General features: G+C 70.2%; 23 protein-coding genes. 18 read left to right on the top strand and 5 right to left on the bottom strand.

Features of this window, described 5'->3' with window-relative positions:
• Positions 1-103: 103 nt before the first annotated feature.
• Positions 104-889, bottom strand: a complete 786-nt coding sequence (locus tag ACFYNU_RS08075) for an IclR family transcriptional regulator (protein ID WP_356585141.1) — start codon at positions 887-889, stop codon at positions 104-106.
• Between the two features lie 157 nt (positions 890-1,046).
• Here ACFYNU_RS08075 and ACFYNU_RS08070 point away from each other — a divergent pair, with 157 nt between their 5' ends.
• The 5 genes from ACFYNU_RS08070 (at position 1,047) to ACFYNU_RS08050 (ending at position 5,967) form a co-directional block, all read left to right on the top strand.
• Complete coding sequence (locus tag ACFYNU_RS08070; protein WP_356585140.1) at positions 1,047-2,429, top strand: extracellular solute-binding protein; 1,383 nt, start codon at positions 1,047-1,049, stop codon at positions 2,427-2,429.
• The gene (locus ACFYNU_RS08065) at positions 2,426-3,448 is read left to right on the top strand and encodes a sugar ABC transporter permease (RefSeq protein ID WP_356585139.1); all 1,023 of its coding nucleotides are present in this window, start codon (positions 2,426-2,428) and stop codon (positions 3,446-3,448) included. Before ACFYNU_RS08070 ends, ACFYNU_RS08065 begins: the two co-directional genes overlap by 4 nt.
• On the top strand, positions 3,445-4,395 hold the full coding sequence (locus ACFYNU_RS08060) for a carbohydrate ABC transporter permease (protein ID WP_356585138.1): 951 nt from the start codon (positions 3,445-3,447) through the stop codon (positions 4,393-4,395). The genes ACFYNU_RS08065 and ACFYNU_RS08060 overlap by 4 nt, the downstream gene beginning before the upstream one ends.
• A complete protein-coding gene (locus ACFYNU_RS08055; RefSeq protein ID WP_356585137.1) occupies positions 4,395-5,282 on the top strand; it encodes an NAD(P)-dependent oxidoreductase in 888 nt (295 codons plus the stop codon). Before ACFYNU_RS08060 ends, ACFYNU_RS08055 begins: the two co-directional genes overlap by 1 nt.
• Before the next feature lie 133 nt (positions 5,283-5,415).
• Positions 5,416-5,967 carry a GNAT family N-acetyltransferase gene (locus ACFYNU_RS08050; RefSeq protein WP_356585136.1) on the top strand — a complete coding sequence of 184 codons (552 nt, stop codon included), beginning with the start codon at positions 5,416-5,418 and terminating at the stop codon, positions 5,965-5,967.
• A gap of 91 nt (positions 5,968-6,058) precedes the next feature.
• Here ACFYNU_RS08050 and ACFYNU_RS08045 read toward each other — a convergent pair whose 3' ends face one another.
• Positions 6,059-6,742: a glycerophosphodiester phosphodiesterase family protein gene (locus ACFYNU_RS08045; protein ID WP_356585135.1), complete on the bottom strand. Its 684-nt coding sequence runs from the start codon at positions 6,740-6,742 to the stop codon at positions 6,059-6,061.
• 262 nt (positions 6,743-7,004) lie between these two features.
• Here ACFYNU_RS08045 and ACFYNU_RS08040 point away from each other — a divergent pair, with 262 nt between their 5' ends.
• The 4 genes from ACFYNU_RS08040 to ACFYNU_RS08025 all read left to right on the top strand — a co-directional run bounded on the left by ACFYNU_RS08040 (position 7,005) and on the right by ACFYNU_RS08025 (position 11,062).
• Entirely contained in the window at positions 7,005-8,402 is a 1,398-nt protein-coding gene (locus tag ACFYNU_RS08040) for a DUF6421 family protein (RefSeq protein ID WP_356585134.1), read from the top strand.
• A gap of 53 nt (positions 8,403-8,455) precedes the next feature.
• Entirely contained in the window at positions 8,456-9,217 is a 762-nt protein-coding gene (locus ACFYNU_RS08035) for an SDR family NAD(P)-dependent oxidoreductase (protein WP_356585133.1), read from the top strand.
• Complete coding sequence (locus ACFYNU_RS08030; protein ID WP_356585168.1) at positions 9,214-10,284, top strand: low specificity L-threonine aldolase; 1,071 nt, start codon at positions 9,214-9,216, stop codon at positions 10,282-10,284. Before ACFYNU_RS08035 ends, ACFYNU_RS08030 begins: the two co-directional genes overlap by 4 nt.
• Positions 10,285-10,369: 85 nt before the next feature.
• Positions 10,370-11,062: a phenylalanine--tRNA ligase beta subunit-related protein gene (locus ACFYNU_RS08025; protein ID WP_356585132.1), complete on the top strand. Its 693-nt coding sequence runs from the start codon at positions 10,370-10,372 to the stop codon at positions 11,060-11,062.
• 54 nt (positions 11,063-11,116) lie between these two features.
• Here ACFYNU_RS08025 and ACFYNU_RS08020 read toward each other — a convergent pair whose 3' ends face one another.
• Positions 11,117-11,839, bottom strand: a complete 723-nt coding sequence (locus ACFYNU_RS08020) for a lysophospholipid acyltransferase family protein (protein ID WP_356585131.1) — start codon at positions 11,837-11,839, stop codon at positions 11,117-11,119.
• 176 nt (positions 11,840-12,015) lie between these two features.
• Complete coding sequence (locus tag ACFYNU_RS08015; protein WP_356585130.1) at positions 12,016-12,432, bottom strand: DUF4395 domain-containing protein; 417 nt, start codon at positions 12,430-12,432, stop codon at positions 12,016-12,018.
• Between the two features lie 74 nt (positions 12,433-12,506).
• Here ACFYNU_RS08015 and ACFYNU_RS08010 point away from each other — a divergent pair, with 74 nt between their 5' ends.
• The 5 genes from ACFYNU_RS08010 (at position 12,507) to ACFYNU_RS07990 (ending at position 17,097) form a co-directional block, all read left to right on the top strand.
• Positions 12,507-12,947: a thioredoxin family protein gene (locus tag ACFYNU_RS08010; protein WP_356585167.1), complete on the top strand. Its 441-nt coding sequence runs from the start codon at positions 12,507-12,509 to the stop codon at positions 12,945-12,947.
• Between the two features lie 213 nt (positions 12,948-13,160).
• On the top strand, positions 13,161-13,955 hold the full coding sequence (locus ACFYNU_RS08005; protein WP_356585129.1) for an electron transfer flavoprotein subunit beta/FixA family protein: 795 nt from the start codon (positions 13,161-13,163) through the stop codon (positions 13,953-13,955).
• Between the two features lie 72 nt (positions 13,956-14,027).
• Positions 14,028-14,990, top strand: coding sequence for an electron transfer flavoprotein subunit alpha/FixB family protein (locus ACFYNU_RS08000; RefSeq protein WP_356585128.1), 963 nt, complete (start codon positions 14,028-14,030; stop codon positions 14,988-14,990).
• Between the two features lie 410 nt (positions 14,991-15,400).
• Positions 15,401-16,705, top strand: coding sequence for a DUF6986 family protein (locus tag ACFYNU_RS07995; protein WP_356585127.1), 1,305 nt, complete (start codon positions 15,401-15,403; stop codon positions 16,703-16,705).
• A 200-nt stretch (positions 16,706-16,905) separates the two neighbouring features.
• A complete protein-coding gene (locus ACFYNU_RS07990; RefSeq protein ID WP_388765501.1) occupies positions 16,906-17,097 on the top strand; it encodes a hypothetical protein in 192 nt (63 codons plus the stop codon).
• Here ACFYNU_RS07990 and ACFYNU_RS07985 read toward each other — a convergent pair.
• Positions 17,083-18,126 (bottom strand): LacI family DNA-binding transcriptional regulator, encoded by a 1,044-nt coding sequence (locus tag ACFYNU_RS07985; RefSeq protein ID WP_356585126.1) that lies wholly within the window; start codon positions 18,124-18,126, stop codon positions 17,083-17,085. The genes ACFYNU_RS07990 and ACFYNU_RS07985 overlap by 15 nt on opposite strands.
• A 182-nt stretch (positions 18,127-18,308) precedes the next feature.
• Here ACFYNU_RS07985 and ACFYNU_RS07980 point away from each other — a divergent pair, with 182 nt between their 5' ends.
• From ACFYNU_RS07980 to ACFYNU_RS07965, 4 genes are all read left to right on the top strand, one after another.
• Positions 18,309-19,292: an ROK family protein gene (locus ACFYNU_RS07980; protein ID WP_356585125.1), complete on the top strand. Its 984-nt coding sequence runs from the start codon at positions 18,309-18,311 to the stop codon at positions 19,290-19,292.
• Between the two features lie 250 nt (positions 19,293-19,542).
• The gene (locus ACFYNU_RS07975) at positions 19,543-20,901 is read left to right on the top strand and encodes an ABC transporter substrate-binding protein (RefSeq protein WP_356585124.1); all 1,359 of its coding nucleotides are present in this window, start codon (positions 19,543-19,545) and stop codon (positions 20,899-20,901) included.
• Between the two features lie 3 nt (positions 20,902-20,904).
• Positions 20,905-21,879: a sugar ABC transporter permease gene (locus ACFYNU_RS07970; protein WP_356585123.1), complete on the top strand. Its 975-nt coding sequence runs from the start codon at positions 20,905-20,907 to the stop codon at positions 21,877-21,879.
• Entirely contained in the window at positions 21,876-22,775 is a 900-nt protein-coding gene (locus tag ACFYNU_RS07965; protein WP_356585122.1) for a carbohydrate ABC transporter permease, read from the top strand. Before ACFYNU_RS07970 ends, ACFYNU_RS07965 begins: the two co-directional genes overlap by 4 nt.
• Positions 22,776-22,777 lie beyond the last annotated feature (2 nt).

Below are 22,777 nucleotides of genomic sequence, written 5' to 3'. Positions count from 1 at the left end.
CGAACTCCAGCGTACAGATAGCAGGATGATGTACTGCTATCCGAACGTAGAGAGAGCGCTCTTAATTTGTCAATGACTCTACCAAATATGGGTCGAACAGTCCTCAGTGCTGACCGAGCCGTTTGAGGAGGGTTCCCAGCGCGTGCGCGGCCTCCGTGACGGCTCCGGCGATCTCCCGCACCCGGGCGTCGTCCATCCGGCTCTTGGGGGCCGAACAGCTGATGGCGTCGCCGCCGCCGTGCCCGGTGCCGAGCGCCACGGCCACGCACCGGATGTCCACGGAGTTCTCGCCGTCGTCCATCGCCCAGCCCTGGAGCCGGGCCTCGGCGAGCTGGCGGATCAGCTCGTCGGGGTCGGTCACGGTGTCCGGGGTGAGCCGGGCCAGCGGCCAGTCCAGCCGGCGCTGCACCTCCGCCGCGTCGTACTGCGACAGCATCGCCTTGCCGAGGGCCGTCGCGTGCGCCGGCAGCCGGCGGCCCACCGCCGAGTACATCCGAAGCGCGTGCCGTGACTCGCGTTTGGCCAGGTAGACGACGTCCGTCCCGTCCAGCCTGCCCAGGTGCACCGACTCGCCCGTCTCCTCGGCGAGCGCGTCCAGGACCGGTCCGGCGAGGCTCGCGACGTCGTCGCCCTCCAGATAGGCCGTACCGGTCAGCAGCGCCTTGAGTCCGAGGCTGTAGCGGGTGCCCGAGGCGTCCAGATCGACCCAGCGCCGCGCCTCCATCGTCCGCAGGATCGCGTGCAGGCTGCTTTTCGGCACCGCCATCGCGGTCGCCATCTCGGCGAGCGACAGCCGGGCGCCCTCGGTGCCGAGCAGTTCGAGCACCTCCAGCACCCGCGCCGCCGACTTGACCTCCTCGGGCTTACGCCCTCGCGCTGCCGCTGCCACCGATTCCACGGAACCTCCGCTCCCAGCACCGGCGCCCCTCGGCGAACCGGTCAGCACGATTCTCGACGTGCGTCTTGACGCTATATCACCGCAACCATAAGTTCAGTCACTCCAACGCCATTCGGTTATCTGAACGGTTGAATCCTAGGTAGGGGCCATGCGCATACCATTCGCGCGGAATGTCCGGCTCGTGGCTCTGGCCGCGACCACCGCGCTCACACTGACCACCCTCTCCGCCTGCGGCGGATCGTCCGACTCCGGCAGCGACTCCGACTCGCTGGAGATGTGGACGTTCAAGCAGTCCCATGTCGGCGCCCTGCGCGCGGCGGCGAAGGAGTTCAAGGCGGAGACCGGCATCACGGTCACGATCGAGGCGTACACGCCCGACGACGCCTACACCACCAAGGTGCAGAGCTCGGCCAAGACCGGCAATCTGCCCGACGTCCTCGAAGTGCACTCCGACGGCGAGGACTTCGTCCTCGGCGCGGCCGGAGTCACCGCCGACCTCCAGGACCAGATCCCGGAGTCCTGGAGCGGGCGCTTCCAGGAGGCGATCAAGGGCTCGGGCACCGTCACCCCGCAGAAGTTCAAGGAATCGCAGGCCAAGGACTCCACCTTCAAGGGTGTCGAGCAGGGCCAGCGCTTCAGCGTGCCCCTGAGCGCCGGCACCTTCGGCATCGTCTACGCCAACAAGCAGAAGCTGGCCGACGCCGGAATCACCAAGGCCCCCGCCACCTGGGAGGAGTTCCTGGCCGCGCTCGAGGCCACCCACCACAAGGACCCGAAGACCGGCGGCGTCAGCCTCGGCCTCAAGGTCAAGTCGACCGGACTCACCTGGGTCCTCCAGCCCCTGGCCTACGCGCAGTTGGGCAAGGAGGCGTACAGCGACCTGTGGGGCAAGGACAAGGCGAGCGACTTCAGCTCGGCCAACGGCACCAAGGTCCTTTCGATGTACGACGAGATCACCCCGTACTGGATGCCGGGCAGCCAGACCCTCACCATCGACGAGGCCGACCAGGCGTTCGCCCAGGGCAAGTCGGCCTTCGCCGTCGGCGGCACCTTCACCCTCGCCTTCCTCCAGCAGAACGGCATGAAGGCCGACGACGTCCTCGCCTTCGGGATGCCCGCGCCCAAGGACGGTGCCATCCCCGACCGCGCGCTCGGCCCGATCGCGCTGACCGGTCTGAGCCTCACGGCGACCAGCGAGCAGCCCGAGAACGCCAAGAAGTGGATGGAGTTCCTCTCCGGCACCGACGTCGCGGCCAACTTCGCCAAGGAGTCCGCCGACCTGCCTGCCACCGAGCTGGGCGCCGACTCCGCCAAGGTCCTCGGCCCCGCCCTCACCTCGATGATGGAGAGCTTCCAGGGCGCGCCCGAGACCACGTACGACCCGAGCCTCAACGACTTCCGCCCGCCGGGCTACGACCAGGACCGGGCCGGCGAGGTCCTCGCCGATCTCACCCCGCTGGGGAAGGACAGCCCGACCGGGACCGGCGACAAGCTCAGCAAGCTCAACAGCAACTACTGGGCGACGCAGTGACCACAGCACCTCGAACCACCGCACAGGGGGCGGCCGGGGGTGACGGCGCGAGCCGTACGCCCCCGGCCGGGGGAAGCGCCGCCAAGTCCGCCCGCGCGTCGGGCGGGCGGCCACCGCGCCGCGGGATCGGGACCGAGGCCGTCTCCGGCTATCTCTTCGTGGCTCCCGCCGTGGTCCTGTTCGCCGTCATGGGGCTGTACACCGTCGGGTACGGCTTCCTGCTGAGCTTCGCGTCCTGGAACGGCTTCATGCCGCACTGGACCTGGGTCGGCCTGGACAACTACGCCGATCTGCTCTGGCGCAGCCCCATCTACGCGCCCCGGGTGCGCAGCGCGGGACTGAACACGCTCTGGGTCATGATCTCCGTACCGCTGCTGACGGTCCTGGTGTCGTTTCCCCTGGCCATCCTGCTGAACCAGGCCCGCCGGATGCAGTCCGTCCTCCGGTCGGTCTTCTTCCTGCCGTACGTGACCAGCGGTATCGCCGTCTTCTTCGCCTGGCAGTACATCCTCCAGCCGGACGGCGCCATCAACCTCCTGCTCGAACAGCTCGGGCTCGGCTCGCTCCAGCAGCCGCAGGGCTGGCTCGGCAACCCCGACACCGCCCTGCCCACCATGATCGTGGTGACCGTGTGGGGCCATGTCCCGGTGGCGATGCTGCTCTATCTGACGGGTCTTCAGACCATCGACCGCAGCCTGCTGGAGGCCGCCGAACTCGACGGCGCCGGCTGGTGGCGCACCAACCTGTCCGTCGTCTGGCCGCTGCTGCGCCCGATCACGGCGATCGTCGTCCTGCTCAACCTGCGGGACTCGCTCCAGGGCTTCCAGACCTTCCTGGTGATGACGAACGGCGGCCCCGGCGACCACACCAACGTGCTCGGCCTGGAGGCGTACAGCCTCGCCTTCCTCAAACAGCTGCGGCCCACCCTCGGCCTCGCGAGCGCGCTCGGCTGGCTGCTGTTCGCCGCCGCCCTGGTACTGGCCCTGATCAATCTGCGAGCGCTGCGGAGCAAGACATGACGTCGATCCCCCTGGCCGACCCGGCCGACCCGGCCGCCGCGCGCGCCCGCGCGGCCGAAGGCCCGTACCGAACCGGCAAGGCACGCGGCACGGGCGGCCGGCCCGGCGAGAGCGGCGCGGCCCGCACCCGCCGGATCCTCGCCCGTACCGTCGTCGGTCTGCTGCTCGCCGGATACGCACTCATCAGCGTCTATCCGTTCCTCTGGATGATCTCCGCCGCGTTCAAGGACCAACTGGAGGTGGTCAGCGGCGGTCATCTGATCCCGAAGAACCCCACCTTCGACACCCTGATCGACACCTGGAACAAGCTCCACTTCTTCGACTTCTTCCTCAACAGCCTTCTGGTGACGCTCTACACGGTGGTCCTCACACTGGTGATCTACGCGGCGGCCGGCTACGCCTTCGCAGTCCTGCGCTTCCCCGGACGCACCTTCCTGTCGCGGCTGTTCGTCGCACTGCTCTTCGTGCCCGGTGTGACGGTGATGCTGCCGATCGTGCTGCTGGAGAACGAGATGGGCATCCTCGGCACGCACTGGGGACTGGTGCTGCCGTTCGTCAACGGCGGTGCCCCGCTGTCGATCCTGCTCATGACCGGCGCGTTCGGCGCGATCCCGGCCGAACTGCGTGACTCCGCACGGGTCGACGGCGCGGGCGAGTTCCGGATCTTCCTCAACATCTATCTGCCACTGGCCCAACCCGCCCTGATCACGGTCGCGTTGCTCACCGCGATCCCGACCTGGAACGAGTATCTGCTCACCCGTGTCTCACTCAACGACCAGTCGACCTTCACCCTCCCGCTCGGCCTCCAGACCCTCGCGGCCGAGAACGTCCCGCACTACAACAATCTGATGGCCGGAGCCCTCATCGTGGTCATCCCCGTCGTGCTGCTCTTCGTCTGTCTCCAGCGCTACTTCGTCAACGGCCTGGTCGGGGCGGTGAAGGGCTGATGCGCGTCCTGGTCACCGGAGCCGCCGGACACATCGGCGGCCATGTCATCGAGGATCTGCTGGCCCACGGCCACCGGATCGTCGCCACCGACCTGGTCCCCGTCGAGGACCCGCGGCTGGACCGCGTCCACACCGGCGATCTGACCGATCCCGCACTGGTGCGGGACGCCATGGCGGGCGCGGAGGCCGTCGTGCATCTGGGCGCCATCCCGCACCCCAACTCCGACGACGACAGCGCCCTGTTCGCCACCAACTGCCTGACCGCGCACCGGGTCCTGGACGAGGCGGGCCGTACCGGCGTACGCCGGGTCGTCGCCGCCTCCAGCCTGGCGGCCGTGGGACTGGCCTGGTCGCCGAAGCCGCAGTCCCCGCGCTACGTACCGCTGGACGAGGAACATCCCACCCTCGTCCAGGATCCGTACGGCCTCTCCAAGGTCGTGCTGGAGGAGACGGCCCGCGCGACACACCGGCGGTACGGCACCGACATCGTCTGCATGCGGTTCCCGTTCACCGGCACCGGTGAGCGGCTGGCGGCGCAACTGGCCGCCGTACGCGACGATCCGGGCGGCCACCGGATGGACCTGTGGGGGTGGCTCGACACGAGGGACGCCGCCAGGGCCGTCCGGTACGCGCTCCTCGCCGAACTGACGGGCTGTCACATTCTCAACGTGACGGCGGACGACACGTCGTCGCCCGTGCCGACGGCCCAACTGCTCGAAGAACACCACCCGGGCGTGCCGTACTTCGCCGAACTGACCGGCCACGCCTCGCTGTTCGACACCTCGGCCTGCGCGCGGCTGCTGGGCTTCGCCCCGAAGCACAGCGGGAGCGCGCTCGGCACCCGGGCCGCCTCGGACACCGGGGGTGCGGACGGACCGGGGGGATGACGTGTGGCGCGGTCCCGGGCGGGGGCCGCGCGGGGCCCGGCTCCGCCCACCCCGCCGGACCGCGCCCCCGGGAAATGGGGTTAGGCTCGGGCGCGCCGCCCGCCCGCAGCGGAGAAAACGGAGAACGCGCACCATGGACACCACCCCGCGCCCGGCTCCCGGTCAGCTCACCTACCGGGACGCCACCGCAGACGACGTCAAGCAGCTCGTCGCGCTCATAGAGTCCGCCTACCGGGGCGAGAGCGCCCGCGCGTCGTGGACCTCCGAGGCCGATCTGCTGGAGGGACAGCGCACCGACGAGCGGGGCGTGCTCGATGTGATCGAGGCCGACGGCAGCCGGCTCCTGATGGTCGAGACGGACGGCGTGCTGGTCGCCTGCTGCCAGCTGGAGCACCGCGGTCCCGCCGCGTACTTCGGCATGTTCGCCGTCGACCCCGAGGCGCAGGGCGGCGGCCTCGGCAAGCGCGTCATCGCGGAGGCGGAGCGCCTCGCCCGCGCGGACTGGGGTGTCGGCGAGATGCACATGACCGTGATCGTCCAGCGTGCGGACCTGATCGCCTGGTACGAGCGCCGTGGCTACCGCCGTACGGGAAAGCTGACGCCCTTCCCGTACGGCGACGAGCGCTTCGGCATTCCACAGCGCGACGACCTGGCGTTCGAGCTGCTGGTCAAGCCGCTCGGCTAGGGCGGCCTCTCACCGGCACCGGCACCGGCACCGGCCCCGGATCAGTCCGGATCGGTGCGGGGACGGGGACCGGTCCGTTGACCGAGCCGGCTCAGGCGATGAAACGGCCGGTACGGCGGATCTCCGGGAAGTCGGTGGTCGCGCCCTCCAGGCCGAGAGCCCGGACCAGCCGCAACTGGTCCGGGGTGTTCACCACCCACCCGATGACCCCGAGCCCCGCCGCGTGCGCGCGCTCGACGACCTCCAGCGTGAGCCGCCGGATGTTCAGCGCGAGCGAGTCGGCGCCGACCGCGACCGCCCGGTCCACGATGTCGCCGCCCCAGCGGCTGGCGATCAGCACCGTCCGTACGCCGGGTACCAGTGCGGAGATCTCCGCGACCGCCTCGTCGTGGAACGAGGACACCTCCACCCGTCCCACCAGCTTCCGCCGGTGCATGACCTCGGCCAGCGCGCGCGCCGCCGCCACATCCTTGATCTCCGCCTGGAGCGGTGCGCCGACCGCGTCCAGGACCTCCTCGAAGACCGGCACCCGCTCGCCCTGCCCCGCGTCGAGCTCCCGCAGCTCGGCCAAGGTCCGGTCGGCGATGGGGCCCGTCCCGTCCGTCGTACGGTCCAGCTCGGCGTCGTGCATGACGACGAGGGCGCCGTCCTTGCTCAGATGAAGGTCGAGCTCGATGGCGTCCATACCGGCCCGCTCGGCGTGCAGGAAGGAGCGCAGGGTGTTCTCGGGTTCGACACCCATCACTCCACGATGACCGATGGTGAGGAAAGTCAAGGCTGACTCGCTTCCGTCGTCGGCGGCTCCCGCGCGGCGCTGGTGCCCCACGCGGCACGGCGGCAGCCTAACGGCCACCACCCGGGTCTGGACCCGTGTCGTACGCGTACAGGCCGGGGCCTGTCGTCCATGACGTGTACGGCAGGAAAAACGCCCGTAAACCCAAAGCGAGGCAGGATAATTTGTCTTGGTCACCCTTGTACGGGAGAATCGAAGACCGATACGGTGCTTTGACGCCTGCTTCTCCCGTGGAGGACGTGACATGACGGAAATTCTTGTGCAGGACCGACCCGGAGAGCGTGTGGCCGACGACCGGAGGGTGGTCGAACACCCCGCGTGGACCGAGCTCAAGAACGCCGTCGAGGAGATCCGTCCCTGGCAGTCCAAGGACGGCTCCATAGATTTCGACGCCGACGGCGCGCCCGTGCGTGCCTCGGCCGAGGTCACGCTGGACCGGGTGATCGCCGCCGTCGAGCAGCTGACCCCCCTGCTGCCGCACGACGCCGCCTACCACGCGGCGCTCGTCGCCGACCTCCGCAAGTGGGCCGACGGCGCCTTCGGCGTGCCCGACTTCCTGGACTCGCTGCTGGCGTTCCAGCCCGCCGCCGACCGCCAAGACCGGCTCCAGCATCTGGTCGTCTTCCCCATGTACACGCAGAACGGCAACCCGGACCGCAACCTCGAAGCGGTCGTCCTGCGCATGGTCTGGCCCGAATGGCTCGCCGAGCTGGAGCGCACCCGCTACGACAACCCCCTCTTCTGCGGCATCACCTTCGAGGACTTCACCTCCGGCTACGACACCAACTCCGCGGTCCTCTTCCCCGAGACGATCGCCGTACGGCAGGCCCCCGAGCGCTTCAGCTGGGGCGGTATCTTCTGCGACCGCGAGGCCGCCCGTTTCCGCCGGGTCACCGAGGCCGCCGTCGACATCCTCGGCGTCGAACTCCCCGACGACATCCGCGAGATGGTCGGCGACCAGGACCGCTGCCAGCAGGCCTTCGTGCTCTGGGACATGATCCACGACCGCACCCACAGCCATGGCGACCTGCCGTTCGACCCCTTCATGATCAAGCAGCGGCAGCCGTTCTGGATGTACGGCCTGGAGGAGCTGCGCTGCGACCTCACCGCCTTCCGGGAGGCCGTGCGGCTGGACGCCGACGGTGTCACGCAGGGCCGCGACGTCCAGTACGCGGTGCTCTTCGACCGGATGTTCCGCTTCCCCGTCACCGGCGCCCGTGAGCGCAACTACGACGGCCTCGGCGGCCAGCTGCTCTTCGCGTACCTCCACAAGCACGACGTGGTGCGCTGGACCGACAACACCCTGCGCATCGACTGGGACCGGGCCCCGCAGGTCACCCAGCAGCTGCTCGGCGAGATCGAGAGCCTCTACCGGGCCGGCATCGACCGCCCGAAACTGGTCCACTGGTTCGCCGCGTACGACTTCGTCTCCACCTATCTGGCCCCGCACCCGGGATCGCGCTGGGCCAAGGGCCCGGACGCCCTCGACCTGGATCTGCCCCCGCGCAAGCTGGTGGACGACGTGCTTCCGGACGAGTTTCCGCTCAGCATGTTCTACGAGGCCCTGGGCAAGAAGCTCAAGACCGTCATCGCGTCGACCCGGGGCATTCGGGCGACGAGCACCGAGCAGCGAGCCGCGTGAGCTCGTACGACAGCGCAGACACGGGGGACACCGGCATGACGGAGAAGACGACCATGAGCACAAGCACCGGAGCGGGCGGCGCACTGGACGGGGCCGTGGTCGCGGTCGCCGGAGCGGGCGGTCCCGCGGGGCGCGCCACCCTGCTGCGCCTCGCCTCGGCGGGTGCGACGGTCGTCGCCGCCGACGCGGACGCCGCGAGCCTGGACGAGGCCGTCGACGCCACACGCCACGCCCACCCGGGCGCCACCGTCACCGGTGACACCGTCGACCTCCTCGACCTCGCGGCCACCCGTGAGTGGGCGGCCAGGGCCGAGCAGGACGCGGGCCGGGTGGACGGCCTCGTCCACCTGGTGGGCGGCTGGCGTGGCGGTAAGACCTTCGCCGACACCGATCTCGCGGACTGGGAACTGCTGGAGAAGCTGCTGATCCGCACGGTCCAGAGCACCTCCCTCGCCTTCCACGAGGCGCTGCTGCGCGGCGACAAGGGCCGCTATGTGCTGGTCAGCGCCGCCGGCGCCACCAGGCCCACGGCAGGCAACGCCGCCTACGCCGCGGCCAAGGCGGCGGCCGAGGCCTGGACACTCGCCCTGGCCGACGACTTCCGCAAGGCCGGGGGCGACGAGGGACCGCGCGCGGCGGCTGCGATCCTGGTCATCAAGGCACTGGTGCACGACGCCATGCGCGCCGAGCGCCCGAATGCGAAGTTCGCGGGCTTCACGGACGCCGGAGAGCTGGCCGACGCCATCGCCGGGGTCTGGAACCGGCCCGCCGGTGAAGTGAACGGAAAGCGTCTGTGGCTGACCCCCGAGTCATGAGGTCCCGTACGACGGCCGCGCGTGCGCACCACGACCCCGCTACGCGTGGCTTCGCCAGCGACAACTACGCGGGAGCGCACCCCGAGGTGCTGGCCGCGCTCGCCGTCGCCAACGGCGGACACCAGGTCGCGTACGGCGAGGACGAGTACACCGACCATCTCCAGCGCGTCATGCACGGCCACTTCGGGCCCACCGCGAAGGCGTTCCCGGTCTTCAACGGCACCGGGGCGAACGTCGTCGCGCTCCAGGCGATGACCGACCGCTGGGGCGCCGTGATCTGCGCCGAGAGCGCGCACATCAACGTGGACGAGGGCGGGGCGCCGGAGCGGGTCGGCGGCCTCAAGCTGCTGAGCGTGCCGACCCCGGACGGCAAGCTCACCCCGGAGCTGGTCGACCGGCAGGCGTGGGGTTACGAGGACGAGCACCGCGCCATGCCGCAGGTCGTGTCGATCACTCAGAACACCGAACTGGGCACCGTCTACACCCCGGACGAGATCCGCGCGCTCTGCGAGCACGCCCACGAGCGGGGCATGAAGGTCCATCTCGACGGGGCCCGGATATCCAACGCCGCCGCCTCCCTCGACGTACCGATGCGGACCTTCACCAACACCGTGGGCGTGGACGTGCTGAGCTACGGCGGCACGAAGAACGGCGCGATCTTCGGCGAGGCCGTCGTCGTGATCGACCCGGACGCGGTGCGCGCGATGAAGCGGCTGCGGAAGCTGTCGATGCAGCTCAGCTCCAAGATGCGGTTCGTCTCCGTGCAGTTGGAGGCGCTGCTCGCCGGTGACCTGTGGCTGCGCAACGCCCGGCACAGCAACGCCATGGCGCAGCGGCTCGCCGACGGCGTACGCGCGGTCGACGGCGTTGAGATCCTGCACCCCGTCCAGGCCAACGCCGTCTTCGCGCGGCTGCCGCACGACGTGAGTGTGCGCCTCCAGAAGCGGTTCCGCTTCTACTTCTGGGACGAGGCGGCCGGCGATGTGCGCTGGATGTGCGCCTTCGACACCACCGAGGAAGACGTCGACGCGTTCGTCCAGGCGCTCAAGGAAGAAATGGCCCGATAACGCCCCGGTACCGGCGGTGCATTACCGTAGACCTCATGGTGTGCTGTGATGCACCGCTTCCGTATGTCCCGAGGCAAGGCAGACGATGACCCTGACGCTCACCGTGTCGGACGAGGTGCGCACCCTCGTCCCCGGTTTCACCCCGCTCGCCGTCGAGGCCCACGGGCTGGTGAACGGCCCCAGCGACGAGGCCGGTTCGGCGCTGCTCGACGACGCGGCCCGGCGGCTCGCCGCCCGTCTCGACGGGCGCGCCCCGCACGAGGACCCGCACATGGCCGCCTGGCGCGCGGCGTACACGGCCTTCGGCAGCAAGCCGTCCCGCACCCGCAACTCCGCCGAGGCGCTGGCCCGGCGCGCGCTCGCCGACGGCGGTCTGCCCCGGATCAATCTGCTGGTCGACCTCTACAACGCGATCAGCGTGGCGCATCTGATCCCCGTCGGCGGCGAGGACATCGACCGGATCACCGGCGCCATGCGGCTCGTACGGGCCACCGGCGACGAGCCGTTCCACACCGCCGCGGGCGGCGAGAGCGCCGTCGAGCACCCGGACGCGGGCGAGGTGGTGTGGCGCGACGACGAAGGCGTCACCTGCCGGCGCTGGAACTGGCGCCAGGGCGTGCGCACCCGGCTCACCGAGGAGTCGGTGAACGCCGTCTTCCTGCTGGAGGGCCTGGCGCCGATGACCCGCACGGAACTCGACGCCGCGGGCACCGAACTCGCCGAGCGGCTGGAGAAGTTGAGCCCCGGCGCACGCATCACCGTGCGCCCGGCGCTCTGACGGCGCGAACCAGCAGTGACGTTTCGGTACCGTCGTCCGTAGGGCCCGCGATTGTCAGCGGGCCTCGCGGACCTCGGCCGGCGTCGGAGCCGTACCGCCCAGATGCGCCGGTACCCACCAGGTGTCGTTCGCGTCCTTGGGCCGTACCGGATAGGCGCGCTGCGCGGCTTCGAGCAGTTCCTGCACCCGCTCGCGCAGCCGCCGGGTGATGGCACCCGCGTACTGGTCGGCGGGCGCCTCCAGCGGCTCCCCGACGCGCATCGTCACCGGGATGTGGCTGCGCCGGAAGTTGCGCGGGCGGCCCTTGGTCCACAGCCGCTGGGTGCCCCACAGCGCCATCGGGATCAGCGGCACGCCCGCCTCCTGCGCCAGGCGCGCGGCGCCCGACTTGAAGGACTTGAGCGTGAAGGACTGCGAGATGGTCGCCTCGGGGAACACCCCGATGATCTCGCCGGCACGCAGCGAGTCCAGCGCGTGCGAGTAGGCGGTCTCGCCCTGCTTGCGGTCCACCGGGATGTGCTTCATGCCGCGCATCAGCGGCCCCGAGACCTTGTGCCGGAAGACGGAGTCCTTCGCCATGAAGCGGACGAGGCGCTTCTGCGGGAGCGCGGTGAGACCGGTGAAGATGAAGTCCAGATAGCTGATGTGATTGCTGACGAGAACGGCGCCGCCGGTACGCGGGATGTTCTCGGAGCCCTGAGTCTCGATCTTGAGGTCCAGCGCCTTGAACATCGTGCGGGCGGCGCCGATGACCGGCCGGTAGACGAGCTCTGCCATCTGGAGGAGACCCTTCTGTTCCCGGGGAGGGTTCTCCCGACGGAAGTTACGCAGCCGTAGGTTTTCGGCATTGGGCAGATCGTGCCCCAAACGAGGCCTTGTGGCCAGTCCTGCCGACGGCGCGGAGCGAGATTCTCATCACGTCATTCCCGGGTGATCAGGGCGTTTGCCGCAGCTCAGCGCAGCGCGCCGGCCGTACGGCGCAGCAGCAGGTACATCTCGCAGCCCAGGCAGTAGCCGAATACGGCGTTGAGGAACGCGGCGGCCAGCGCGCACGCCGTCGCGGCGAGACCGAGCCACAGCGGCCCCCACAGAAGGCCGACCAGCCCGACCACCGCGAAGACCAGCCCGACCGCCTGCGCGAAACGCGGCGGCTGCGGTGACTCGAACTCCGTGGGCGGTCCGAGCCTCGGCCGTACGACGGCGCGGAACAGCCATCCGTACGGCGACCGCCCGACGCCGGCCAGCGCGCCCACCGCGAAGACGAGGGCCTGCCAGCCGAGAAGCGCGGCGCTGCCGGTGAGGAGGACCGCGGCCAGTACGACGGTGGTGACGGCGGCGCCGAAGCGTGGGCCTCTGACATCAATGTTCATCACGCCAGCATCGCCCAGGTCAGCCCGGTGGGGACGCCGGAATATTTTGCGGTCGTGTGAACGCTGCACGGGGGATGACGGCGACAGGACTCGTGGTGTGTGTGGCGGTGCTCGCGGCGGCGAGCCTCTTCGGCGTGCTCCACCGCCGTACGAACGGGAGGCTCAAGGTGCGCGCGCGAGACACCGAAAGACGACTCGGCGCGGCCGAGTTGGGCGCGGAACTGGGGGAGCGGGCGACGCTCGTCCAGTTCTCCAGCGCCTTCTGCCAGCCCTGCCGCGCCACCAGGCGCACGCTCGCCGAGGTGACCGGCATGGTCGACGGCGTGGTCCATGTGGAGATCGACGCCGAGGAGCGGCTGGAACTCGTGCGCGAGCTGGGCATCCTCAAGACGCCCACGGTGCTCGTCCTCGACGCGGCGGGCCGGATCGTCCGCAGGGCGGCGGGGGCGCCGCGCAAGGTCGATGTGATCGCCGCGCTGGGTGTGGCCGTCTCCGGTGCGACGCCCGGCAGTTGAGAGTGCGCGGCCGGGAGTTCCCGGCCGGCGGGCCGCCGGGGCGTTGGGAACGTCACAGTTCGCCGTGGTTGCCCGGTGGGCATGAGGTCTATGTACTGGCGAGTAATATTATGGTCGGTGCGCGGGTCGACCTGACCGGAAAACACCCCGTCAGGCGCCTATGCTGCGAGCGACAAGGCAGCCCAGAAATCACGATGCAGTAGGAGAGCCGGCGTGAGCTTGAGGATCGTTGTCTGTGTGAAGTACGTGCCCGACGCCTCGGGTGACCGGCATTTCGCCGATGACCTGACGCTGGACCGTGACGATGTGGACGGTCTGCTGTCGGAGCTGGACGAGTACGCGGTCGAGCAGGCGTTGCAGATCGCCGCGGACCACGACGGCGACGGTGACGCGGAGGTCACCGTGCTGACCGTCGGCCCCGAGGACGCGAAGGACGCGCTGCGCAAGGCGCTGTCGATGGGCGCGGACAAGGCGGTCCACGTCGAGGACGACGATCTGCACGGCACGGACGCGCTCGGCACCTCGCTGGTCCTGGCGAAGGCCGTCGAGAAGACCGGCTACGACCTGGTGATCTGCGGCATGGCCTCCACCGACGGCACGATGGGCGTCCTGCCCGCGATGCTCTCGGAGCGCCTGGGCGTGCCGCAGGTGACCCTGCTGTCCGAGGTGTCGGTCGAGGGCGGCACCGTCAAGGGCCGTCGCGACGGCGACGCGGCGACCGAGCAGCTCGAAGCCGCCCTGCCGGCGGTCGTGTCCGTGACGGACCAGTCGGGCGAGGCCCGCTACCCCTCGTTCAAGGGGATCATGGCGGCGAAGAAGAAGCCGGTGGAGTCCCTGGACCTGGGGGACCTGGACATCGAGGCCGGGGACGTCGGCCTCGAAGGCGCGTGGACGGCCGTCGAGTCGGCCACGGAGCGCCCGGCCCGTACGGCGGGCACGATCGTCAACGACGAGGGCAAGGGCGGCGACGAGCTGGCCGAGTACCTCGTGAGCCAGAAGTTCATCTGACGGGTGCGGCTCACGCCCCCGTAGCCGGTCCCGGTTCCTTCACGCACACGCTTTCGCAGGAGAACACATCCCATGGCTGAAGTCCTCGTCTATGTCGATCATGTGGACGGTGCCGTCCGCAAGCCCACCCTGGAGCTGCTGACGCTGGCCCGCCGCCTCGGCGACCCGGTCGCCGTCGCGCTCGGCGCGGGCGCCGCCGACACCGCCGCCGCGCTGGCCGAGCACGGCGCGGTGAAGGTGCTGACCGCCGACGCCCCCGAGTTCGCCGACTACCTCGTCGTCCCGAAGGTCGACGCACTCCAGGCCGCGTACGACGCCGTCTCGCCGGTCGCCGTACTGGTCCCGTCGTCCGCCGAGGGCAAGGAGATCGCCGCCCGCCTCGCGGTGCGCATCGGCTCGGGTCTGATCACCGACGCGATCGACCTGACGGCCGACGAGAAGGGCCCGGTGGCGACGCAGTCGGTGTTCGCCGCCGCGTACACCACCAACTCCCGTATCACCAAGGGCACTCCGGTCATCACCGTGAAGCCCAACTCGGCCCCCGTCGAGCCGGCCGCGGTCGCGGGCGCCGTCGAGGAGTTGGCCGTCACCTTCGGGTCGGCCGCCACCGGCACCAAGGTCGTCGCCCGCACTCCGCGCGAGTCGACCGGCCGTCCGGAGCTGACCGAGGCCGCGATCGTCGTCTCGGGCGGACGCGGCGTCAACGGCGCCGAGAACTTCGCGATCATCGAGGCGCTCGCCGACTCCCTCGGCGCGGCCGTGGGCGCCTCGCGCGCCGCCGTCGACGCCGGCTGGTACCCGCACTCCAACCAGGTCGGCCAGACCGGCAAGTCGGTCTCCCCGCAGCTGTACATCGCCTCCGGCATCTCCGGCGCGATCCAGCACCGCGCGGGCATGCAGACCTCGAAGACGATCGTCGCCGTCAACAAGGACGCCGAGGCGCCCATCTTCGACCTCGTGGACTACGGCGTCGTCGGCGACCTCTTCCAGGTCGTGCCCCAGCTCACCGAGGCCATCAAGGCACGCAAGGGCTGAGCTTCTCCCGCACGGTCCGCCGCGCTGCCGGCCGAGCCCCCGCCCCCTCGCAGGGGCGGGGGCTCAGTGCTGGGACCACGGGGCGGCGCGCCCGCCGGACGGGCCCCGCGACTCGCGCTCCAGCGCTGGTGCCGTCCGCGTCGATGGTTGCCGCCGGCCGGCCTCGGGGCGGGACGACGGCCGCGGCTGCCGCCGTCGTGGTTCCCGTGCGGTGGGAGTGGGACGGTCTTCGCGGTACTCGTCGCCGACGTGCCGCTGCCCGCGTGCGCGGAGGCGCCGGGGCGAGCCCGCCATGGCGGCCCGCTCGCTTCCCGGCGCGCCCCGGGCGACCATTGACGCAGCCTGGATCACGCGATTAACTTCACCATGCGGATGATGTATTCCATATAGCGGAAGATGGAGGCGCGGGAATGGGTCAGGGGCAGCAGGAGAAGGTGGCGACGAGCCTCGCGGACGCGGTCGGGAGGAGCATCAGCGACTCGCTCGCACCGATCGACGCGGAACTCGCCCGCCGGTACCCGGGAGACCCCGGCACCCGCCAGCCCGTCCACACCGTCTACGTCCCCGCCGACGCCTACGACGCGGGTACCGTCCGCTCCTGGGGCGACCAGGCGCTCGCCGCGCTCGACGAACACGCCCCCGACGCCGCCTCCTTGGGACGCGCCCTCGGCCTCTCCGACGCGCTGGCCGGCCCGGTGTACGAGCGGGTGCGGGCCAAGCTGGAGCGCGAGCCCGTCGAGGATCTGCGGATCGACTTCGAGGACGGCTACGGCGCGCACCCCGACGAGGAGGAGGACATCGCCGCCGCGCGGGCCGCGCGGCTGGTCCACGCGGCGTACGCCGACGGCACCGCCGCCCCGTACACGGGCATCCGGATGAAGTGCCTGGAGGCCCCCGTACGCGACCGGGCCATCCGCACCCTCGACATCTTCCTCAGCGGGCTCATGGAGGCGGGCGGCCTCCCCGACGGGCTCGTCCTCACCCTGCCGAAGGTCACCTATCCCGAACAGGTCACCGCCATGGTGCGGCTGGCCGAGGAGTTCGAGAAGGCGCGCGGCCTGGAGCACGGCCGGATCGGCTTCGAGATCCAGATCGAGACCAGCCAGTCCATCCTCGCCGCCGACGGCACCGCCACCGTGGCCCGGATGATCGGCGCCGCGGACGGCCGTGCCACCGGACTGCACTACGGCACCTTCGACTACAGCGCCTGCGTCGGCGTCAGCGCCGCCTACCAGTCCAGCGACCACCCGGCCGCCGACCACGCCAAGGCCGTCATGCAGGTCGCCGCCGCGGGTACCGGCGTACGTGTCTCGGACGGCTCGACCAATGTCCTGCCCGTCGGCCCCACCAGCCAGGTCCACGAGGCGTGGCGGCTGCACTACGGGCTCACCCGCCGCGCCCTGGCCCGCGCCTACTACCAGGGCTGGGACATGCACCCCGGCCATCTGCCCACGCGCTACGCGGCCGTCTACGCCTTCTACCGAGAGGGACTTGAGCCCGCCGCCGCGCGACTCGCCGCGTACGTGGCGAAGACCGGCGGCGACGTGATGGACGAGCCCGCCACCGCCAAGGCGCTCAGCGGCCATCTGCTGCGCGGGCTCGACTGCGGGGCGCTCGACGACGGCGAGGTCACCTCACTCACCGGTCTCACCCGCACCGACCTGGAGGGCTTCGCGGCCCCGCGCCGCGCGTCCCTCACGGTCTCGGCGCCGTAAAGACCGACGGGGGCGCCGACGCCGGGAGTTCGGGATCCGGCGGGAGCAAGGGCGACGGGGGCGGCGGCTCGACCGGCGGTGGAGGCGGCGGTACGGATCCGGCCGCCGCGCCCGTCTGCCACCCGATCGGCGGCGGCAAGTACGACTGCCAGGTCTGGCGCCAGGCCGACTCGTGCACCGCGGACGGCACCCAGGTCGGCGTGCTGAACGCGGGCACGAACTACTTCTACTGCCAGCGGGATCTCGGCCGCCGCGAGACGTCCGGCCGGTGGACCAATGTCCGGTGGGCCAAGACCGACGACGACAAGGGCAACACGAACGTCTTCGTCAGCGACGTCTACATCTCGGGCGGCGACAACGACCGGCCGCTGCCGGGCCTACCGGTCTGCTGACGGCGGCAGTTCGCCCGAGCCGCGCGCGATCAGCCTGGTGGGCAGCACGACCTGGCTGGGCGCGTCGGCCGCCCCGTCCAGCCGGCGGAACAGCCGCTCCGCCGCCGTACGCCCCAGGGTGGCGGCGTCCTGAGCGATGACCGTGACCCCGGGGTCCAGCAGGTCCGCCAGCTCGATGTCGTCGAAGCCGACGAGCGCGACGGGCCGCTCGTGGGCGGCCAGCGCCCGTACGACCGTGACGGTCACCCGGTTGTTGCCGGTGAGGATCGCCGTGACGGGCTCCGGGGCGCCGAGCATCGTGACCACCGCCTCGTGGACCCGCTCGGGCACCGTCGTGCCCAGCGATACCCACGAGTCCTCCACCGGCAGTCCGGCCTCGGCCATCGCGGCGCGATAGCCGCCGAGGCGCTCCACCGCCGTATGGATCCGGGGCTGGTCACCGATGAAGCCGATCCGCCGGTGGCCGTGCGCGACCAGATGGGCGGTGCCCGAGCGCGCGCCGCCGAAGCTGTCGGAGAGCACGGCGTCCGCGTCGATCTGCCCGGCGGGGCGGTCGACGAAGACCGTCGCGACTCCGGCCTTGATCTCCGGCTCCAGATAGCGGTGGTCGTGACCGGCGGGAATGATGATCAGGCCGTCCACCCGGCGCGCGCACAGGGCGAGCACCAGTTCCTGCTCGCGGTCCGGGTCCTCGGCGCTGGACCCGTTGATCAGCAGCGCGCCGTGGGCCCGCGCCACCTCTTCGATCGCGCGGTTCAGCGGGCCGTAGAAGGGGTCGGCGAGGTCTTCGAGCACCAGCCCGATGCTGGCGGTACGGCCCTTGCGCAGCACCCGCGCCGAGTCGTTGCGGCGGAAGCCCAGTGCGTCGATGGCCTCCTGCACGCGCCGCTCGGTGTCCGGTGTCACGCCCGGCTCCGCGTTGACCACGCGGGACACCGTCTTGAGCCCGACACCGGCACGGGCTGCCACGTCTTTCATGGTGGGCCGATTACCGTAGCGGGGCTCAGGGTGACGGGCGGTGTCGGCCACAGTGCGCTGTCCTGTCGTCGTTCGGGGGTCGTTCGGTTGTCAGATGAGGCTGTGGCGTTGAGCATAGGCCCTGGACAACGTTGTCAGGTGAATGGAGACTGTTCCACGAACCCGCAGGTCCCACGCGCGTCCACGCCACCCCCGCCCGCGGGGCCCTCTCGTCCACTGGAGATCCGACACTGATGCATACCGACCTCGTAGCCGCTCTCGACATCGGCGGCACCAAGATCGCCGGCGCGTTGGTGGACGGTGGCGGGAGGATACTCGTACGCGCCCGGCGGCCGACCCCGGCGACCGAGGACGGCGAGTCGGTGATGCGCGCGGTCACGGAGGTGTTCGACGAGATCGGCGCGTCGCCGCTGTGGGCGCGCACGACGGCCGTCGGTATCGGCAGCGCGGGTCCCGTGGACGCGGCGGCCGGCACCGTCAGCCCGGTGAACGTGCCCGGCTGGCGTGGATTCCCGCTGGTGGAGCGGGTCCGGCTGGCCACCGGCGGTCTGCCGGTGACACTCGTGGGCGACGGCGTGGCCATGACGGCGGCCGAACACTGGCAGGGCGCGGCCCGCGGCTACGACAACGCGCTGTGCATGGTGGTCTCCACCGGCGTCGGCGGCGGTCTGGTCCTCGGCGGCAAGCTCCACCCCGGCCCGTCGGGGAACGCCGGCCATATCGGCCACATCAGCGTGGATCTCGACGGCGACCTCTGCCCGTGCGGCGGACGCGGCTGCGTCGAGCGTATCGCCAGTGGCCCCAACATCGCGCGTCGCGCCCTGGAGGGCGGCTGGCGCCCCGGACCGGACGGTGACACCTCCGCCGCCGCCGTCGCCGCGGCGGCCCGCACCGGCGACGCGGTCGCCATCGCCTCGTTCGAGCGCGCCGCGCAGGCGCTGGCAGCGGGCATCGCCGCGACGGCCACGCTCGTGGAGATCGGGATCGCGGTCGTCGGCGGGGGAGTGGCGAACGCGGGTGACGTGCTCTTCCTGCCGCTGCGCCGCGCGCTGCGCGAGTACGCGACGCTGTCGTTCGTCCGGAACCTCACCGTGGCACCGGCGTTGACCGGGACCAACGCGGGACTGGTGGGCGCGGCGGCGGCTGCCACGCTGGGCCGTGAGCAGGCCGCCCCGGCGCACGACAACGCGGCGCTGACCGCTCCGACGAGCCTGTGAACGGGCGCCGCGAGCCGTAACACGCCTTGCCCGAAGGGGATATGACGAGTCGTCATATCCCCTTCGGGGCACCCGACTTCACCTGTGTGCCTTTGCGCGCGTTTGCGGTGGAGGCTGTTCGGCTCTGTTGGATGAGAGCCGGTAACGGTTGTTCGGTATCCCGTCAGAACCCTTGACGACTCCCTCTCAGGGGAGTGAGATCCAACCCTCGCGTTCGGTTGTGTTGGGTCGCACCCCTGAGGAGGGGGACATGTCTCAGTCTCCGTTCAACGGTTCGGTGGTACCGGCGAGCCTGTCCGGCCACCGGATCTCCCGGCGAAGTCTTCTGCGTGGTGCGGCGGCCGGGGCGGGTGCGATCGCACTGCCGTCGCTGCTCGCCGCGTGCGGCGGTGGCCCCGGCGGCGACGGAAAGACCGTCACCATGGGCTCGAACGCCTCGGACCCGGTCCCCAAGAAGGCGTTCGCCCAGGCGTTCGCGGCGTACGAGAAGCAGTCCAAGGACAAGCGGACCGTCGACGTCAACACGGTCGACCACAACAGCTTCCAGGAGAACATCAGCCGCTATCTCCAGAGCAAGCCGGACGACGTCTTCATGTGGTTCGCCGGCTTCCGGATGCAGTTCTTCGCCGAGAAGGGGCTGCTGCACGACATCAGCGACCTCTGGGGCGACTACACCGGCTTCTCCGCCGCGCTCAAGGCACAGTCCACCGGCTCCGACGGCAAGCAGTACCTCACGCCGTACTACTACTACCCGTGGGCGGTCTTCCACCGGAAGAGCGTCTTCGAGCAGTACGGCTACGAGGCCCCGCGCACCCTGGACGAGTATCTGGCGCTCGCCGCGCGGATGAAGAAGGACAAGCTGATTCCCATCGCTTTCGGCGACAAGGACGGCTGGCCCGCGATGGGCACCTTCGACTACATCAACATGCGCACCAACGGCTACGAGTTCCACAAGTCGCTGATGGCCGGCGAGGAAGCCTGGACCGACAAGCGCGTCAGAGACGTCTTCGACACCTGGCGCGCGATTCTCCCCTACTCCCAGCAGGGTGCCAACGGCCGTACCTGGCAGGAGGCCGCGTCCAGCCTCCAGAAGAAGCAGACGGGGATGGCCGTCTTCGGACTCCCGCACCCCGGCCAGCAGTTCGCCGAGGACGAGCAGGACGACATCGACTTCTTCGCCTTCCCGGAGATCAACCCGGAGCACGGCCAGGACGCGGTCGAGGCGCCCATCGACGGATTCCTGCTGGCGAAGAACTCCAAGAGCCTGAAGAACGACCGGACCATGGAGAGCGCGCGGGACCTGCTGTCCTGGCTGGCCACCGGCAAGGCCGAGGACGTCTATCTGGCGGGCGACCCCAACAACGTCGCGGTCAGCGAGGACGCCGACACCGCCGCGTACACGCCGCTCCAGAAGAAGGCGGTGGAGCTGATCGCGGGCTCAAAGCAGATATCGCAGTTCATGGACCGCGACACCCGGCCCGACTTCGCCTCCACGGTGATGATCCAGGCCATCCAGAGCTTCATCAACGAGCCGGACGACGTGGACGGGCTCGTCAACGGGATCGAGCGGCAGAAGAAGACCCTCTTCGCCTCCGACGCGGGCAGCTGATCCGTGGCGCTCCGGACGACGCGGCGCACGACGCGCCCCGCCGCGGGCCTCGCCGCGCGCGGGGCGGCGGGCGGCGCCGCGGAGCGCACCCGGCGGTGGGGCCCGCGCCGGTTCACCACCCGGGACCGCGCCGTCCTCGGTGTGCTGCTGGGCATCCCCCTGCTGCTCGATCTGATCATTGTGTGGGGTCCCACCGTCGCCTCGATCGTGCTGTCCTTCACGGACTGGGACGGCATCAGCGACATCGAGTGGGTGGGCACCGAGAATTACCGGAATCTGTTCACCAACTACCCGCAGTTCTGGCCCGCCGTCCGGCACAACCTGCTGTGGCTGGGCTTCCTCGGCCTGATCGCCACCCCGTTCGGGCTGCTGCTCGCCGTACTCATCGACCGGGGTGTGCGCTTCAGCCGCTTCTACCAGTCGACGATCTATCTGCCGGTCGTGCTCTCGCTCGCCGTCGTCGGCTTCATCGCCCAACTCGTCTTCTCCCGCGACCAGGGCGCGCTCAACGCGATCCTCGGCGACACCGAGAGTCCCACCGACTGGCTCGGTGATCCGGACCTCAACATCTGGATGGTCCTGCTGGCCGCCGCCTGGCGGCACACCGGCTATGTGATGATCCTCTATCTGGCGGGCCTCAAGGCCGTCGACGCCTCTCTCAAGGAGGCCGCGGCCATCGACGGGGCGAGCGAGACTCAGACATTCTTCCGCGTCGTCTTTCCCACCCTGCGGCCGGTGAACGTCCTCGTCGGCGTGATCACGGTCATCGAGGGCCTGCGCGCCTTCGACATCGTCTACGCCGTCAACAAGGGCAGAAACGGCCTCGAACTGCTCTCGGTGCTCGTCACCGACAACATCATCGGAGAGGCGAGCCGCATCGGCTTCGGATCGGCGATCGCCGTCGTCCTGCTCGTGGTCTCCATGGGCTTCGTCGTGACCTATCTGGTCCAGGAGATCCGAGGGGAGAAGAACCGATGAGCGGCCATGCCGACACCGCGCCCGCGCCCGGCCGCCGGCGCCGCGCCACCCGCGGCCGACTCGGCGTGCACGCCTTTCTGACGGCGGTCTCGCTCGCGTTCCTCGCGCCGCTGCTGCTGGCCGTGTACGCCTCCCTCAGGCCGTACGACGAGACGGCCGAGCGTGGCTACTTCTCGCTGCCCGACAGGCTCTCCTTCGACTACTACCGGCAGGCGTTCACCGATTCCGGGATGACGAAGTACTTCGTCAACACCCTGCTCATCGCCGTGCCCGGGGTGCTCCTCGCGCTCTTCCTCGCCTCGTTCGTCGCCTTCGCCGTGGCGCGGCTGAGGATGCGCGGATCGATCGTGCTGCTGATGCTGTTCACGGCGGGCAACCTGCTGCCGCAACAGGTCATCGTCACGCCCCTGTACGTGCTCTTCAACCGGATCCCACTGCCGTACTGGATGTCCGACTCGATGACGATGTACGACTCGTACTGGGCCGTCGTCGCCGTCCAGGTCGGCTTCCAGATTGGCTTCTGCGTCTTCGTCCTGGCCAACTTCATGCGCACGCTGCCGATCGAGATCCTGGAGGCGGCGATCGTCGACGGAGCGAGCGTCTGGGCGCAGTACTGGCGGATCACCCTGCCGCTGTGCCGGCCCGCCCTCGCGGCCCTCGGCACGCTCCAGTTCACCTGGATGTACAACGACTTCCTGTGGGCGCTGGTCTTCATCTCCGACGGCGACAAACTACCCGTGACCTCGGCACTCAACAACCTGCGCGGGCAGTTCTTCACGGACTACAACCTGCTGGCGGCGGGCTCGGTCATCGTGGCCCTGCCGACGATCGTCGTCTTCCTGCTGCTCCAGCGGCACTTCATCGCCGGCCTCACCCTCGGATCCAGCAAGGGCTGAGC

Source organism: Streptomyces sp. NPDC006643 (genome assembly GCF_042870175.1).
Classification (GTDB): Bacteria; Actinomycetota; Actinomycetes; order Streptomycetales; family Streptomycetaceae; genus Streptomyces.
The sequence above is the reverse complement of the archived record's forward strand: the minus strand, read 5'-3'. Positions and strand labels throughout refer to the sequence as shown.